Consider the following 14,495-nt stretch of genomic DNA (forward strand, 5'->3'; position numbering starts at 1 on the left):
GTGGCAAAGGTACCGGGGCGGTATTCCCCCGGGCGGACATACGCCCTCCGGACCTTGGAAGCGTTCGGTCGCGTGACGTTTTTTAACACCCCCCAAGAGAAAGCCCCCGCCGGTGGGCAGGGGCTTCCATACTTGTGCGGGATGTGCTCAGTAGTCCTCGTTGCGGAATCCACCGCCACGGCGATCGCCGCGGTCTTCGCGGTATCCGCCACGGTCTCCTCCACCGCGATCGTTGCGGAAACCGCCACGATCGCCACCACCACCGCCACGGAAGGGGCGGTCGCCCTCGGTGCGTGGGCGTGCCTCGTTCACGACCAGGTCGCGGCCGTGGAAATTCTTGCCGTTGGTGGCCTCGATGGCCGTACGGCCGGCGTTGTCATCGGACATCTCCACGAAACCGAATCCGCGGCTCCGGTTGGTGACCTTGTCCATGATGATCTTGGCCGAAGTGACCTCCCCATACGGCTCGAAAAGTTCGCGGAGGTCCTGGTCCTTCACTGAGTAAGGCACGTTGGCGACGTAAATGTTCATGAGTTCTACTGACTGTTTTTGTTCGTGATCGCCTGTGCCGCGGAGGTCTCGCCAAAGAACGCCCCGGCCGTTGGGCGAGACGAAAGTAGGTCTATTCCCGATCCCGGCAATACCCGTGGCCCCCGGCCGGGTGTTCGGGATCGGGCCGTGGTAGCGGGTCAGGGCCGGTCGATCCGGTAGATCAGCGCCTCGGGATCGTGGTCGCAAACGTCGGTCTTCCAGTACCGCATGCCCAGCTTTTCCAGCACCCGGATGGAGGCGATGTTCCCCTGTGCCACGCGGCCGACGATGGTTTCCAGGCCGAATTGCCCGAAGCCCAGTTCCAAGCTGGCTTGAGCCGCTTCGGTGGCGTAGCCCCGGCCCCAGTGTTCGCGCAGCAGCCGGTAGCCCAGGTCCACAGTTCCGTCCTCAAGCCGCTTCAGGCCGCACCACCCCAGCCAGGCGTCATCGGCGGTGCGCATCATGGCCCAGCGGCCGAACCCATGCCGGCGGTAGTCCGGGTAGGCGGCCAGGAAGGCACGGGCTTCCTCCACCGACGCGAATGGGCCATCGCCCGTGTACCGGACCACTTCAGGGTCGCTGTTCAGCAGGAATGCGTGATCGGCGTCATCCGGCGTCATCTCGCGGAGATGGAGCCGTTCGGTGGTGGCGATGGGGGACATGGACAATGGGGCCTTGTGGCCCACTTGACGAAGCCGGGCCGTCGCTGGTTACCCGGGCACCTACCTTTGGTCCATACCGCTTTTCCCAACGACATGTCACAACCCGTTTTCGCCAGGACCGCTCCGCTCTTTTTCCAACGCCTGCGAGAGGTCACCGAGGCCTACTTCAAGGAGACCGGCAACCGCAAGACCGGCGACCTGCGCCTCTATACCAAGACCGCCGTGCTCGGCGCGGCGCTGGTGGCCCTTTACGTGGTCCTCGTCTTCTTCACACCGGCCTCCACATGGCTGGCCCTGGGCCTATGCGCCGTGATGGGACTGGTGGTGGCCAGCATCGGCTTCAATGTGATGCACGATGGGGCCCATGGCAGCTACAGCCGCCGCAAGTGGGTGAACGAGACCATGGCCCACAGCCTCAACTTCCTCGGCGGCAACGTGTACATCTGGAAGCTGAAGCACAATGTGAACCACCACACCTTCACCAACGTGGAGGGGCACGACGACGACATCGACATCAAGCCCTGGATCCGGGTGCATCCCGGCCAGGAGCGCCGGTGGTACCACCGCTTCCAGCACATCTACGGCCCTGTGCTCTACGGCACCACCTACCTGTTCTGGATCTTTTACAACGACCTGCGCAAGTACTTCACCGGCCGCATCGCGGAGGAGACCCCCTTGAAGCCCATGGACCTGAAGGAACACATCCTGTTCTGGGCCTCCAAGCTGTTCTACATCGGCCTGTTCCTGGTGCTGCCCATGGTCCTGGTGGGCGTGCTCCCAACACTGGCCGGCTATGGCGTGATGGTCTTCGTCGCGGGCGTGGTGATCAGCGTGGTGTTCCAACTGGCGCACGTGGTGGAGGGCACGGACTTCCATCATCCTGCCGAGGAAGGACATGCCATCGAGAGCGAGTGGGCCATCCATCAGGTGAGCACCACGGTGAACTTCGCCACGCGCAACAAGGTGTGGAACTGGCTCTTCGGCGGGCTCAACTTCCAGGTGGAGCATCATCTTTTCCCGCGTATCAGCCACGTGCACTATCCCGAGTTGAACAAGCGGTTGCGCCTGGTCTGTGCCGAGTTCAACGTGCCATACCGGGAGTTCCCCACCATGCGCAGCGCGCTGTGGTCGCATCTGCGTCATCTGCGGCAGGTGGGCAGGGCTTGAGCCCTTGGCATCGGAAGCTGGCCGCCGCCGCCGGGGATCACTCCAGCACCACCGGCGTGTCCTTGGGGTGCTTCACGCTGTAGCTGAAGCCCAGCTTGCGGGTTTCCCGTGCGGCCAGGTTGATGTCCCAGGAGAGGAAGCCCTTCTGCGCGTCCACCGTGGCGCCGCCCTTGTCTTCCAGCTTCACCTCGATCTCGCTCTGCGGGCTCAATGGATGCTGATCGCGCACCTCCAGGTCCACGGAGATCGACTTGGTGTTGCGCACGGTGAGGTCCCAACCGATGGTGACGGTTCGTTTGCCGCCCACCACCGCCTTCTGGTCCGTTGTCTTGCGGCGCACACGCTCCACCACCACGCCCTTGTCGCGGCCCAGGGAGATGTCCATGGTATCACGCGGCTGGTCCAGGTCCAGATAGCTCTTGCCCACGTAGGTGCCCTCGAAGAACACGTTGGCCTCACCGGGCAGCAGCCCAAGGTCCTCCCAGCCCGTGGTGCGCGCATAGAGGAAGGCGTCCTTGTCCAGCTTGGGTGTCGCATAGTGCTTGTAGTTGGCGGGAATGTCGTGGCTGCGCACACCCACCGTATGCGCCTTGCCATCACTGGGGATGGTGAAAGGCGTTTCGATGATGTACTCGAGCGTGGTGGTGCGGAATTCCAAGGCGTTGGCCACCATGGTGGTCGCCTCCCGCTCTTCCAGCATGACCTGTTCCCCTGCGGATGGCGCCATGCCGCGGTAGTCGTCGGCATCCATCGCTTCCTTGCGCGCGGCACTGGTGCGTGTGAGGGTCTGCGTCGCCATCGGTCTGGGCCGCCAGAGCGTCCAGGGCAGCAGTTGCGGCATCACCCCGCCCAAGGTGGGGTTGCCGCTGCTGAGACTCAAGGCGACCTTGTTCCAATCCTCACCGGTGTTGTTCACCACCTGGGCCTTCATCAACAACTCGATGGGCTGTCCCACGGCTTTGGCGCGCAGGTCGTAGGCCGGCACCCAGCCGGCGTTGCCCACGAAGCAGGTGATCGTGAAGCTGGCGTTCACTTCCGCCGCGCTGCTGATCTCCACCACCACTTCGCTGGTGGGCCGTGGCGCCTGGGCCTGCAACTGCTGCAACTGCTGACGATGCTTCAGCAACTCCTCATTGATCGTGTTCATCTTTTCCTGTTGGGCCAACTGCCCGCTCTTCACCGCCTTCATCCGTTCGCGCACGTAGTCGTTCACCGCGGTCAGCTGTGCCGCCGTGATCCCGTTCTGCTGCCCACCGATCGCGCTGTTCTTGTTGAGCAGCTGCTCCTCGTTGGTCCATACGTCATGCAAGGCCTTCTCCTGCGCCTGGTCCTTCTCCAACTTCTTGATCCGCGACTGCAATTCCTCGATCTCCTTCTTCTTCGGGCTTTCCGTGAGGTAGTTCATCCTGTGGTTCACACTGAGGATGTTGTAGCCGCCCTTGCCGGTGACCTGGATGCTCTGCGGGTCGATCCCCTGCGGCAGTCCGGCGAAGACCAGCGTGCTGGTGCCAGCGGGGACCGTGGTGCTGGCGGTGCGTGTCACCTGTGCGCCGCTGAGGAAGACCTTGGCCTCGGTAAGCTTGCTGGTGACGTTCTTCTCGCTGGCCAAAGTGGTGGAAGCGATGAGCAACAGGGGGAGGATGATCGTGCGCATGTTGGTGCTGTTCCAGGGGACAAAGGAAAGGTGCCGCTGGTACGAAGTGCCCGTACACGCGACACGTCCTTGGGTTCAATGCCGAGGGCCGCCCCATCCCGGACCTGGATCCGGGAGGGAGCGGCCCTCGTTCGAATTGACGCGGTGATCGCTCACCGCTGCACCACCAGGCGCTTCACTTGCCGCTCATCACCAGCGGTGATCGCCACCAGGTAGGTGCCAGGGGCGAGGCCATCCAGTTGGAGCATGGTGAAAAGTTGTCCGCCTTGGGCAGGTAGCTCCTGGGCCATCACACGCTGTCCGCTCAGGTCGAAGAGGTCGATCGCCACGGTGGCGGTGGTCACTTCATCCATCGCGATCCAGAGCTGCTGGCCGTTGTTGGGGTTGGGCCAGATCGTGAGCTGGGCTTCGTTGGTTTCGTCGAGGAGCATGTTCTCGTTGCCGGGAGCGGCGCCAGCGCTGATGGTCACCGTGCAGTACTCGCCCCAGGTGCACCAAGTGGGCACGCCACTGATGTTCTTGCGGGCACGGACACGCACGTTGTAGGTGACACCGGGCTGCATGGCCGGCTGGCTGGCCCAGTTCAGGTGGCGCTGCACGGTGGTGGTCTGCAACACGGCCAGGTAAGACGCATCGCCCGGCAGGTTGGTGAATTCCCACTCGTAGAGGTTGGCACCGGCGATGGCCATGGCGAAGAGCCTGTTGGCCGCCTGGTTGGGGCCACCCCATGTGCGGGTGACACCACAGCTGAAGTTGGGGTGGCCCACCACATCGTTGAGCTTGGCGGGCGGGCAGGCGGCCGTCACCGGGTCGAGGGTCATGCGGCAGGCTGGGCCGTATGCGGCATAGACCCCATTGACCACGCTGCGGATGCGGACGTTGTAGAGGACGAGGTCCTGCAAATGGTTGGCGGCGGCCCAGTTGTTCAGCTTGATGTGGCATGCACGTGTGGCGCCCACATTGTTGTACCCATCGCTGGTGGCGTGGTTGCGCAGCTTGCGGAAGCTGAGGCTGCCATGGGGGTCGAAGAACCAGAACTCGTATCCGTCGTCGGTCTGGTCGCCCACTTGCCACTCATCGCTCACGATGGCGTTCTCAGCGGCCACCAGGTATTGTCCACTCACCCAGTAGTTGCGGTCGCAGCTGCTGGCGATGGGGCGGTCGGTGCCCATGGGCAGGCAGAATCCTTCACCGGGGGCCAGAGCGCTCCCACTTCCGAAAGCGCCGTTGTCGCGGCTGTCGATGATGCGGTCGCCTGCGAGGGTGCGCAGGATGTAGCCACCGCCGGCGATGCCATCACCACCGGCGTCGGTCACCACCAAGCGGTAGCAGCCATCGGGCAGGCAGCAGGCTTCGAGCACGCTGGGCTGGCTGCTGGGCAGTCCGCTGCCGCTGCACACCGGTGAACCACCACCGAGCGGGCTGATGCTCCAGGAGATCTGGCCGCCATTGGCATCGGTGGCGAAGTCGATCACCAGATCATGGATGCAGTCGGTGGGCTCGCCCACGCAATCGCACGCTTCGGTCACCACGCCATTGATGTAACCGGGGCCGGCGTCGCACACATCACCGATGTTGGCCTCCAGCAACGGGCAGTCGAACTCGGGTTCGATGGGTGTGCCCACGCAATCGCAGTCGGCGTTGACGGTGTCGTTTTCGGTGTTCTCGTCCAGGTCGTCGCAGGCATCACCGATGTTGGCTTCCAGCAGCGGGCAGTCGAACTCGGGTTCGATGGGTGTGCCCACGCAATCGCAGTCGGCGTTGACGGTGTCGTTCTCGGTGTTCTCGTCCAGGTCGTCGCAGGCATCACCGATGTTGGCTTCCAGCAACGGGCAGTCGAACTCGGGCTCGATGGGCGTGCCGGCGCATTCACATCCTGCGGTGATCACATCGTTCTCCGTGTTCTCATCACCGTCATTGCAGGTGGCGCCTGGTTCGGGATTTCCGCAGCCGCAATCACCAGGTGCGGTCTTGTCCGGGTCGTTCGGGCAGCCATCGTTGCAATCGGCCGTGCCGTCACCGTCGGAGTCCACATCGCTCACCCCGCATCCACAGATGCCAGGCGCGGTCTTGTCGGGGTCGTTCGGGCAGCCGTCGTCCGCGTCGCAAACCCCGTCGCCATCGCTGTCCTGGAAGGTGCCGGCGCAATCGCAATTGGCGTCGTACACGTCATTGATCGTGCAATCATCGCCATCGTCGCAAGCGGTGCCTGGCTGGGCAGGTCCGCCGGGAACGCCGGCGCAATCCTCATCGGGCAGCACGCCCACGCAGAGGCAGTTGGCGTTCACCGTGTCGTTGATGGTATTGGCGTTGCCATCGTCGCAGGCATCACCGGGTTGCAGGCCGGCCAGCAGCGGGCAGGGGTCGTTGCAATCGGCCACACCGTCACCATCGGTGTCCACATCGCTTGCACCGCATCCGCAGATGCCGGGCTCGGTCTTGTCCGGGTCGTTCGGGCAGCCATCATTGCAATCGGCCACACCATCACCATCGCTGTCCACATCGCTCACACCGCATCCGCAGATGCCAGGCTCGGTCTTGTTGGGATCGTTCGGGCAGCCATCAATGCAATCCGCTACGCCGTCACCATCGCTGTCCGCATCACTCACGCCGCATCCGCAGATGCCGGGCTCGGTCTTGTTGGGATCGTTCGGGCACAGGTCGTTGCAGTCCGGTGTGCCGTCGTTGTCGGTGTCGGTATCAGCCACGCCGCAGCCGCAAATGCCGGGTATGATCTTGTCCGGGTCGTTCGGGCAGCCATCGATGCAATCCGCTACGCCGTCACCATCGCTGTCCACATCGCTCACACCGCATCCGCAGATGCCAGGCGCGGTCTTGTCCGGGTCGTTCGGACAGCCATCGATGCAATCGGCCGTGCCATCACCATCGGTATCCGTATCCGGCACACCGCAGCCGCACTGGCCCGGCGCGATCTTGTTCGGATCGTTGGGGCAGCCATCGAGGAAGTCGCAGGTGCCATCGTTGTCGGCGTCCTGGAAGGTGTTGCTCACGATGCCGTTGGTGCACTCGTCCAGCGTGCAGGGGTCGCCGTCGTCCACCGTCAGTTGCGAACATGCGCAGCCGTCGCTGTTCACGCCTTCACCGCCGGGCGTTCCGGGGCAGAGGTCGCTCGCATTGCACACGCCGTCCTCATCGTCATCGTTGCACAGTATGCTGAACGACATACCACATGGAGAACCGTCAACCTCTATGTAGTATATCGCGGCCGCACGTGCACCGAAATCGGCTTGTCCGGGCAATGGTGTGGAATTCCCACCCGCACTCAGGATGATCGTGCTCAAGAGTGCTGTGGCTGAGTTTCGCAAGCGGACATTGTAGTTCTGGACCGTGGCACCAGCGTGTTCGGCCTGGAGGTTCAGCACCAAAGGACCGCCTGGATGTTCGATCCTGTAATAAGCATTGGTCGGGTTGAACTCGAAGTTCACCTGACCCGTGACGGTCGAAGCTTCCAGGTCGATGGTCGGAGCATTGCCGCTTCCGGTTCCAGCTGGCGGGTTGATGGCAAAGACGGGCGGTGTGACGTCGTAGCTGAGGGTATAGGAAATGCCACAAGTGACGCCTTCCAATGACAGGTAGTAGATAGCGCCGATTCCGCGACAAATGGTGCTTACCGTTTCGGAAAGAGGAAGGGAGTTCCCACCTACGGATACGGTCCATGATTGCAGTATTGCCGACAGACTGTTCCGCAACCGGATCGTGGCGGTACCTGGTCCACCAATACCCGCATGCTCGGCTTCCCAGTTGATGTTGAGCACACCGTTCGTAGGCAGGGAGATCTGGTAGTAGAAGCCATCTCAAAATAGTTTGCGCATGAGGATCATGGCACAAGCGAGCTGGACGAAGCCCAGGAAGTTGATGCTGTGATACTCGTAGCGGACCACAGTACGCCTGAAGTTGTTGAGCCAGGCGAAGCATCGCTCCACCTTCCATCTCCGCTTGTATCTGCGAAGCTCCCTTCCATCTTGGGATTTTGAACGCCCTGCGCGGTTCGGTGCGATCATGCGGACCTTCCTGCGCTTGAGCTTGCGATCGAGCTGATCGCTATCGTAGGCCTTGTCGCCGATGAGCACTTGGGGCAATTCTTCCATGAAACGCGCGGCCAGCGTTTGGGTCACGAGCTTCACTTCGTGGGTGCTGGCTCCGAAGGTCCGTACGGCGATAGGAAGACCAGCAGCGTCTGTGACGACCATGATCTTGGTGCCTTTACCTCGCTTAGTCGGGCCGATATGGAGCCCCCTTTTTTGGCACTGGAGAAGGTGCCATCGATGAAGCATTCTGTGATGTCGATCTTCCCTCTTCGTTTGAGGTCCTGCGCCAAGGCCCACAGCACCTTGTCCCATACGCCCTGCTGACACCAGCGCTGGAAGTACCGATGGCACGACTGGTAAGGAGGGTAGCGCGGTGGAAGATCCTGCCATCTGGCTCCTGTCCGGCAGATCCATAATACCCCATTGAACACCTCCCGAGCATCCAGTGGCTTCCTGCCACGCGTCTCGGTCCTCTCTTGAATAGGTGAGAGCAGGTCCTTGACCGCTTCCCACTGGGCGTCCGTGCAGTCCATCGTTTTGGACATCGAAAGAGGACATGCACGGTGAAAGGATCAAGACCCTCCCTTCTTCGGTTGTCAAACGCCCGTTGTTCATGGCTCAGGACACCTCAACTATTTTTGAGATGGCCTCTAGTCACTGTTGTCCACGTATGTGGAGAAGTTGATCTGTCCCTGCGCATCGGTGTTCGGCGGTAGTATGATGGCGGTGCCCGTGGTGTTATTGGACTCCAGGTCATTGGCGAAGACAGGTGGGGTCACTGTATACCTGAAGCGATAGCTCGTACCGCAGATATCGGTGGTCAGGCTCAGGTAGTAGAAGTTCGTATTGCTGCGGCAATCGAGGCTCACTGATTGGGTCGCAGGTATTGAGTTGGCACCCACGGGCAAGGACCAGGATTGTATCACGGTAGTTGTGGTATTACGCAGTTGCAGCGTCGCAGAGGCCGGGTTCGACGTGCCCGCATGCTCGGCTTCCCACTCTATGTTCAGGACACCGTTCGTAGGCAGGTCGATCCGGTAGTAGTCGATGTTGTCACCATACCGGAAGTCGATCTGGCCTTGATGCCATACCCCGGGGGCCACGGTCGTCGCGGTCCCGGAACCATTGTTGGATTCGACATCATTGGCGAATACAGGCGCCACGATGTCATAGGTGAAGGTGTAGTTCGTGCACACCAACGTGCTGGGGTTCACGATGCTGATGTAGTAGAGGCCAACGCCTTGGCAGGGGAAGAGGAACGAATCGTTCACCGGCACTCCGTTGGCTCCTGCGGTGAGCGTGAACGTGCCAATAACAGCCGTGGTGGATTGGCGGACCTGGAAGGTCACCTCAAGATCCGTGGCGCCGGTGTTGCTCATGCTGCTTTGCACGCGCAATTGCCCTTGTGAAGGCGGTGTGAAGCTGAAGTAGTCGGCGCTGTTGTCCGTGGGCGAGCAGGCGCCCATGCTGCCGGTCATGCTCACCGCATATTGCAAGGCGTTCGCAGTGCCGGAGGTATTGTTCGATTCGGATTCGGTGTCCTGGGCCCAGGTGCCGAGCGGAATGGCCAGTACCAGGCAACAGGCAAGCAGTTTCTTCAAGGTGCGCATGAGGGTTCAGGTTAGGGTTTCAGGGCAAGGATGGATCGGTTTCATGGGCACATCGGGGAGGAGGCCGGGATGTGAACGATCGGTCGCAGGCCTCCATCCCTTGTTCACATCTCCAGCCCCCTTTCGATATGGTGGAAGAGGACAGGGCGATCAGTGCCCGCGCTCCTTGAAAGGATGCATCACACCTTCCATTCGCCGTATTATCGCGGTCGGTTCACCACACACCGTGGAAACACCGGCCACCGATACCGCAGCGCACCCTGCCTGGATGACCGGGCTTCGGAGCAACGACGCCGCCACGGTGCGCCAGTTGTACAGCGACCATTTCCCGGCGGTACGTCGAATGGTCCTGGGCAACAGCGGCACGGTCAGCGATGCGCAGGACATGTTCCAGGAGGCCATGGCCGTGCTCTGGTTGAGCGTGAAGGAGGGGCGCCTGGTGCCCGATGCCGACCCCGGCGGCTTTCTCTTCCGGGTGGCCAGGAACAAATGGCTGGACGTGGTCCGGTCCGCAGCGCACAGGCACATGAAGGTGGTGCATGATGAACGGGTGCTCGACCAGCGTGCGGAACCCTCGGATGATCTCGAGGAGCGGCTCTCGCGACTGCGCGACGTGTACGAGCAGCTGGACGATCGCTGCCGATCGGTGCTGGACCGCTACTACTTCGAGCGGAAGGACATGGCCACCATCGCGGCCGAACTGGGCGTGGGCGAGGACAGCGTGCGCACCATGAAGTACCGATGCATGATGAAACTGCGGGCCATGCGGCGCACCATCGCTTCAGGGCAGCACAACGGGGAAGCATGACCAAGGGCACATTGAACGAGGAACGATTCGAGGCGATCGAGGCCTACCTGCTGGAGACCATGCCGCTGGCGGAGCGCGAGCGATTCGAGCAGGAGTTGGCCTCCGATGCGGATCTGCGGCAGGAAGTGGACCTCATGCGCGAGCACATCCTGGCCGTAGAGCTGGGCGGCTTCACGAGAGCAATGCGCACTGCTGCAGAAGAGGGTCGCGGATCGGATGGGAAGCGTGGGGGTGGATGGCCAGGCTGGTGGCGTTACGCCGCCGCTGTAGCCATCCTCACCGCTGTGGCCTTGTGGTTCCTGCTGGATCGCGAACCGGCCCATGAGCGCCTTTTCGCGGAGCACTACGTCACCGATCCCGGTCTGCCGGTGCCCATGAGCAGCGGCGATGACGAGGCCTTCCACGACGCCATGGTGGCCTTCAAACTGGGCGAGCATGACGAGGCCCGCAGCAAGTGGATGGACCTGCTCCGCGCCGCGCCGGACAACGATACCTTGCGCTACTACATCGCCCAGGCCGCGCTCGCCCAAGGTGATGTGGTTGGCGCCGTTCCCCTGCTGGGGCAAGTGGCTGCGGATACCACCTCGGAGTTCAGCGGCAAGGCGCGCTGGTATCTCTTCCTGGCCCACCTGAAGCGCGGGGATCGGGAGGCCATGCGGGCCTTGCGCCTGGAGGACGACGTCCATTTCGGCGAACGCGCCCGCGCCATCCTCGCTTCCCTGGATCCGTGAAGCACGCACTTGCCATCGCTTGGGCCTGTGCGCTGCCATATCCGCTCCTGGCGGGCGATGGGGATGCGTTGCGGCAACGACATGCCCGTATCGAAGCGCTCTACAAGGCCGGTGACCACGCGCAGCTGATCACGGCCATCGATGTGCAGCTGCTCGAGGCGCAGGGCACCACCTGGGTGGATTCCCTGCACTACTACCTCTACAAGCATGCGCGTGCCCACCGCATGCTCAAGGGCGCGGAGGCGGGCGCCCAGGCAGGCGAACGCATCCTGCGGCTGGTGCAGGCGCGTGGGGTTCCCAAGCACGAGCTGAAAGCGCTGATGGACCTGAGTTGGTACTACTATGACATCGGCCGGCTGATCGACTGCGCACGCGTGGACAGCATGGGCGTGGCGCTCACGGACAAGCACCAGGTGTTCAGCGCCGAGGATCGCGGCAAGGCGCGGCAGTACCTCGCCTTCGACCACAGCGTCATGGGCGATCACGGCACGGCCGCACGTTGGGCCCGGGACGCTTTGGATGAGTATGAACGGGGCGGTGTCACCTCGCCCGTGCTGCTGGCCGAAGCCACTACCGCCTTGGGGGTCTCCTTGATGCACATGGGCCGGTACCAGGAAGCGGAAGAACGCTTCAAGGGGTCACTGGCCATTCTTGGGGAGGCGGATGATCCGGACCTGATCAACCGACGGGCCAGCGTCCATGGCAATCTCGGGGTGCTCTGGCAGCATGCTGGCGATCTTCCACGGAGCCTTGTCCATTACCAGGCGAGCATACCCTGCTACGATCGTGTGATAGCCGGGGCCGAGTTGGGGTATCTGCGCGACGAAGCGGTGCTGAACCGTTCGCGCACTTATCTCAATCAGGCCACGGTCTATTTTGAATTGGGTGATCTGGGCCGTGCGCAACGTCTCTTGGAATTGGCGTGGAAGGATCGCAGTAGTGTATTGGAACCCGGTGACGCGCAGCTGTTGTCGGTGAAGGACCGCATGGCGGATGTGGCCCTGGCCAAGGGCGACCTGGAGCAGGCCGTGGAACTGGTGTCCGCTTATCTCAAGGCCTGCGGCGAACGCTTCGGCATGCACGGGGAGCCCTACATCCGCGCGGCATCCAAGCTCGGCGACCTCTACCGCCGGATGGGCGACCACCAGCGCGCCGATTCGCTCTTCCGCACCAGCCTGTCCGTGGGCGGGTTCGGCGCGGATGCGGCCATGGACCAGGTATTGCACCTCACCCTTTTGCGACGGGCGCAGCTGCACAGCGCCATGGGCCGCCATGCACAGGCCTTGGAGGACCTGCGTAAAGCGCGCACCGTGATGGTGAACATCCATGGTCCGGGACATTTCAAGGTGGCGCAGGCGGATATCCTTCTCGCGGAGGCCCACTATCTGGCCGGCGAACATCAGCAGGCCATCGAGCATGCGCGCAATGCACGAGCGATCCTGGATGATCGTGTGCGGGCTCTGCGAGCCAACGCGCTCCCGGTCAATTTCCCGGAACCGGAACTCTTGCCCGAGGCCATTTATTGGGAGGTGCTAGCGGAACGTGCTCAGGCGCCCGGCGAACCGCCCTCGGAACACTGGAACGGATCGCTTGATCTGGCCATCGCCTCGCTGGCCCGGAACAGAACGGCGTTGCAGGACGAAGCCTCCAAGTTGCTGTTGGTGGCCGCACAGAAGCGGCTGTTCGGCCTGGCCATCGACCTGGCCCAGGAAGCCCACGCGGCCAGTGGATCACAAGAAGAGGTCGACCGCTTCCTGGCCATCAGCGAAGCGGACCGATCCGTGCTGCTCAAGGGCAAGCTCAACGCCTTCGCCGGATTGCGTTTCGCCGGCGTGCCCGATAGTGTCCTGGCCCGGGAACGGGAGCTGATCGCCGCGCTGGAGGTCCGGGCCGATGATCGTGGCACCGCCATGGACCGCGCGGACAAGGAGGAGGCCTACCGGAAGTTCCTCGCCACACTGGAGCGGACGCACCCGGCCTACTTCGCGCTGCGGCACGGCGAGCCCCGGATATCCATCAGCGATATCCGCGAAAGGCTGCTCACCAAGGACCGCGATCTGGTGGTCTATGCCGTCACCGGGGAGTACCTGCATGTGCTGGTGCTCGGCTTGCACATGGCGGAGTTGCTGCGCCTGCCGATCTCCGACCTGGCCGGGCAGGTGCGTGCGCTGAACGAGGCCATCGCCACGCGTGATGCGGCCGCCTACGTGGAGCACGCGCATACCCTGTACGAAGTGGTCTTCGCACCGGTGGCTGAGCGGACCACCGCGCCCGAGTTGCTCATCATTCCGGACGGTCCGTTGCACCTGCTCAACTTCGAGGCGTTGCTCACCGCGCCCTCCAAGGCAGCGGACTTCAAGGCGAACCTGCTCATTCGCCGCCACGCCATCGCCTACCTGCTCTCAGCGTCCACGGCCCTGCGTTTCGCCGATCTGAAGCAAGGACGCGCAAAGGGAACACTCGCCCTCGCACCGGGCTTTACCGACGATGTGAAGCAGGACTACCTGGCGCGCGTGAAGGACACCACCCTGATCGACCGTCACTTCCTCCGGTACGTGCGCCAGCCCTTCGCGGTGCACACGGCGCAGGACCTCGGTGGCCTCTTGTCGGCGCGTGTGATGGTGGGCGGGGAAGCCACCGAGCAGCGATTCCGTGAGCAGGCCGCGCGCCACGGCATTCTGCATCTGGGCACCCATGCGGAAATGAACACCACATCGCCCATGTATTCACGCCTGGTGCTGAGCAAGGATGGCTTGGGCATGGAACCTGACGCCGATGGCTACCTGCATGCCTACGAGATCTACGCGTTGGACCTGCGCGCCCAACTGGCCGTGCTCACCGCCTGCGAAACAGGCACCGGCCAGCACGATGCCGGAGAGGGCGTGCGCTCCATCGGCTATGGCTTCGCATTCGCCGGATGCCCCAGCCTGGTGATGTCACTCTGGAAGATCGACGAGAAGGTGTCGTCGGAGATCATCACCCGCTTCTATGCCAACCTGGCCAAGGGCCTGCCCAAACACATCGCCCTGCGTCAGGCCAAACTGGACCATCTGGACCACGCGGTCGACGAGATGACCTTGCCCTACTACTGGGCCGGGCTGGTGCTGGTGGGTGATGTGGAGCCGGTGGATCTGGGAGGCCGCTGGTCTTGGACAACGATCCTGGCTGTGGCCGCGCTCGTGCTGATGCTATTGCTCTTCTTGCGGCGCTTCAAACGCTGATAGACACAAGCCCCGGCCGGTCCCATTGTATTTCGGGATCGGCCGGGGCTTGTGCCCAACAC

11 protein-coding genes are annotated in these 14,495 nt (G+C 62.8%); 4 read left to right on the forward strand and 7 right to left on the reverse strand.

Going from position 1 to position 14,495, the window contains the following annotated elements:
• Window positions 1-147 precede the first annotated feature (147 nt).
• Both KIT10_13465 and KIT10_13470 read right to left on the reverse strand, forming a co-directional pair.
• On the reverse strand, window positions 148-531 hold the full coding sequence (locus KIT10_13465) for an RNA-binding protein (GenBank protein ID MCW5900270.1): 384 nt from the start codon (window positions 529-531) through the stop codon (window positions 148-150).
• A gap of 158 nt (window positions 532-689) precedes the next feature.
• On the reverse strand, window positions 690-1,193 hold the full coding sequence (locus KIT10_13470; protein ID MCW5900271.1) for a GNAT family N-acetyltransferase: 504 nt from the start codon (window positions 1,191-1,193) through the stop codon (window positions 690-692).
• 93 nt (window positions 1,194-1,286) lie between these two features.
• Here KIT10_13470 and KIT10_13475 point away from each other — a divergent pair, with 93 nt between their 5' ends.
• Window positions 1,287-2,360, forward strand: a complete 1,074-nt coding sequence (locus KIT10_13475) for an acyl-CoA desaturase (protein ID MCW5900272.1) — start codon at window positions 1,287-1,289, stop codon at window positions 2,358-2,360.
• Window positions 2,361-2,397: 37 nt separating this feature from the next.
• On the opposite strand, the gene KIT10_13480 is transcribed toward KIT10_13475, so the two are convergent.
• From KIT10_13480 to KIT10_13500, 5 genes are all read right to left on the reverse strand, one after another.
• On the reverse strand, window positions 2,398-4,014 hold the full coding sequence (locus KIT10_13480) for a DUF4139 domain-containing protein (GenBank protein ID MCW5900273.1): 1,617 nt from the start codon (window positions 4,012-4,014) through the stop codon (window positions 2,398-2,400).
• 152 nt (window positions 4,015-4,166) lie between these two features.
• Window positions 4,167-7,601, reverse strand: a complete 3,435-nt coding sequence (locus tag KIT10_13485; protein ID MCW5900274.1) for a T9SS type A sorting domain-containing protein — start codon at window positions 7,599-7,601, stop codon at window positions 4,167-4,169.
• A gap of 228 nt (window positions 7,602-7,829) precedes the next feature.
• A complete protein-coding gene (locus tag KIT10_13490; GenBank protein MCW5900275.1) occupies window positions 7,830-8,225 on the reverse strand; it encodes an IS5 family transposase in 396 nt (131 codons plus the stop codon).
• Entirely contained in the window at window positions 8,156-8,596 is a 441-nt protein-coding gene (locus KIT10_13495) for a transposase (protein ID MCW5900276.1), read from the reverse strand. The genes KIT10_13490 and KIT10_13495 overlap by 70 nt, the downstream gene beginning before the upstream one ends.
• A 117-nt stretch (window positions 8,597-8,713) precedes the next feature.
• Window positions 8,714-9,673 carry a hypothetical protein gene (locus KIT10_13500; GenBank protein MCW5900277.1) on the reverse strand — a complete coding sequence of 320 codons (960 nt, stop codon included), beginning with the start codon at window positions 9,671-9,673 and terminating at the stop codon, window positions 8,714-8,716.
• A 268-nt stretch (window positions 9,674-9,941) separates the two neighbouring features.
• Here KIT10_13500 and KIT10_13505 point away from each other — a divergent pair, with 268 nt between their 5' ends.
• From KIT10_13505 to KIT10_13515, 3 genes are read left to right on the forward strand one after another with little or no spacing between them, the layout of a single operon-like run.
• Entirely contained in the window at window positions 9,942-10,481 is a 540-nt protein-coding gene (locus tag KIT10_13505) for a sigma-70 family RNA polymerase sigma factor (GenBank protein MCW5900278.1), read from the forward strand.
• Window positions 10,478-11,212, forward strand: a complete 735-nt coding sequence (locus KIT10_13510) for a hypothetical protein (protein MCW5900279.1) — start codon at window positions 10,478-10,480, stop codon at window positions 11,210-11,212. Before KIT10_13505 ends, KIT10_13510 begins: the two co-directional genes overlap by 4 nt.
• Complete coding sequence (locus tag KIT10_13515) at window positions 11,209-14,433, forward strand: CHAT domain-containing protein (GenBank protein MCW5900280.1); 3,225 nt, start codon at window positions 11,209-11,211, stop codon at window positions 14,431-14,433. Before KIT10_13510 ends, KIT10_13515 begins: the two co-directional genes overlap by 4 nt.
• Window positions 14,434-14,495: the final 62 nt, after the last annotated feature.

The sequence above is a fragment of the Flavobacteriales bacterium genome (assembly GCA_026129465.1).
Classification (GTDB): domain Bacteria; phylum Bacteroidota; class Bacteroidia; order Flavobacteriales_F; family PHOS-HE28; genus PHOS-HE28.

Excerpts from the sequence above, each read along its gene's own strand:
- KIT10_13465 (MCW5900270.1), bottom strand. The coding sequence starts at position 531 with ATGAACATTTACGTCGCCAACGTGCCTTACTCAGTGAAGGACCAGGAC.
- KIT10_13500 (MCW5900277.1), bottom strand. The coding sequence starts at position 9,673 with ATGCGCACCTTGAAGAAACTGCTTGCCTGTTGCCTGGTACTGGCCATT.
- KIT10_13505 (MCW5900278.1), top strand. The coding sequence starts at position 9,942 with ATGACCGGGCTTCGGAGCAACGACGCCGCCACGGTGCGCCAGTTGTAC.
- KIT10_13480 (MCW5900273.1), bottom strand. The coding sequence starts at position 4,014 with ATGCGCACGATCATCCTCCCCCTGTTGCTCATCGCTTCCACCACTTTG.
- KIT10_13475 (MCW5900272.1), top strand. The coding sequence starts at position 1,287 with ATGTCACAACCCGTTTTCGCCAGGACCGCTCCGCTCTTTTTCCAACGC.
- KIT10_13490 (MCW5900275.1), bottom strand. The coding sequence starts at position 8,225 with ATGGTCGTCACAGACGCTGCTGGTCTTCCTATCGCCGTACGGACCTTC.
- KIT10_13470 (MCW5900271.1), bottom strand. The coding sequence starts at position 1,193 with ATGTCCCCCATCGCCACCACCGAACGGCTCCATCTCCGCGAGATGACG.
- KIT10_13495 (MCW5900276.1), bottom strand. The coding sequence starts at position 8,596 with ATGGACTGCACGGACGCCCAGTGGGAAGCGGTCAAGGACCTGCTCTCA.
- KIT10_13510 (MCW5900279.1), top strand. The coding sequence starts at position 10,478 with ATGACCAAGGGCACATTGAACGAGGAACGATTCGAGGCGATCGAGGCC.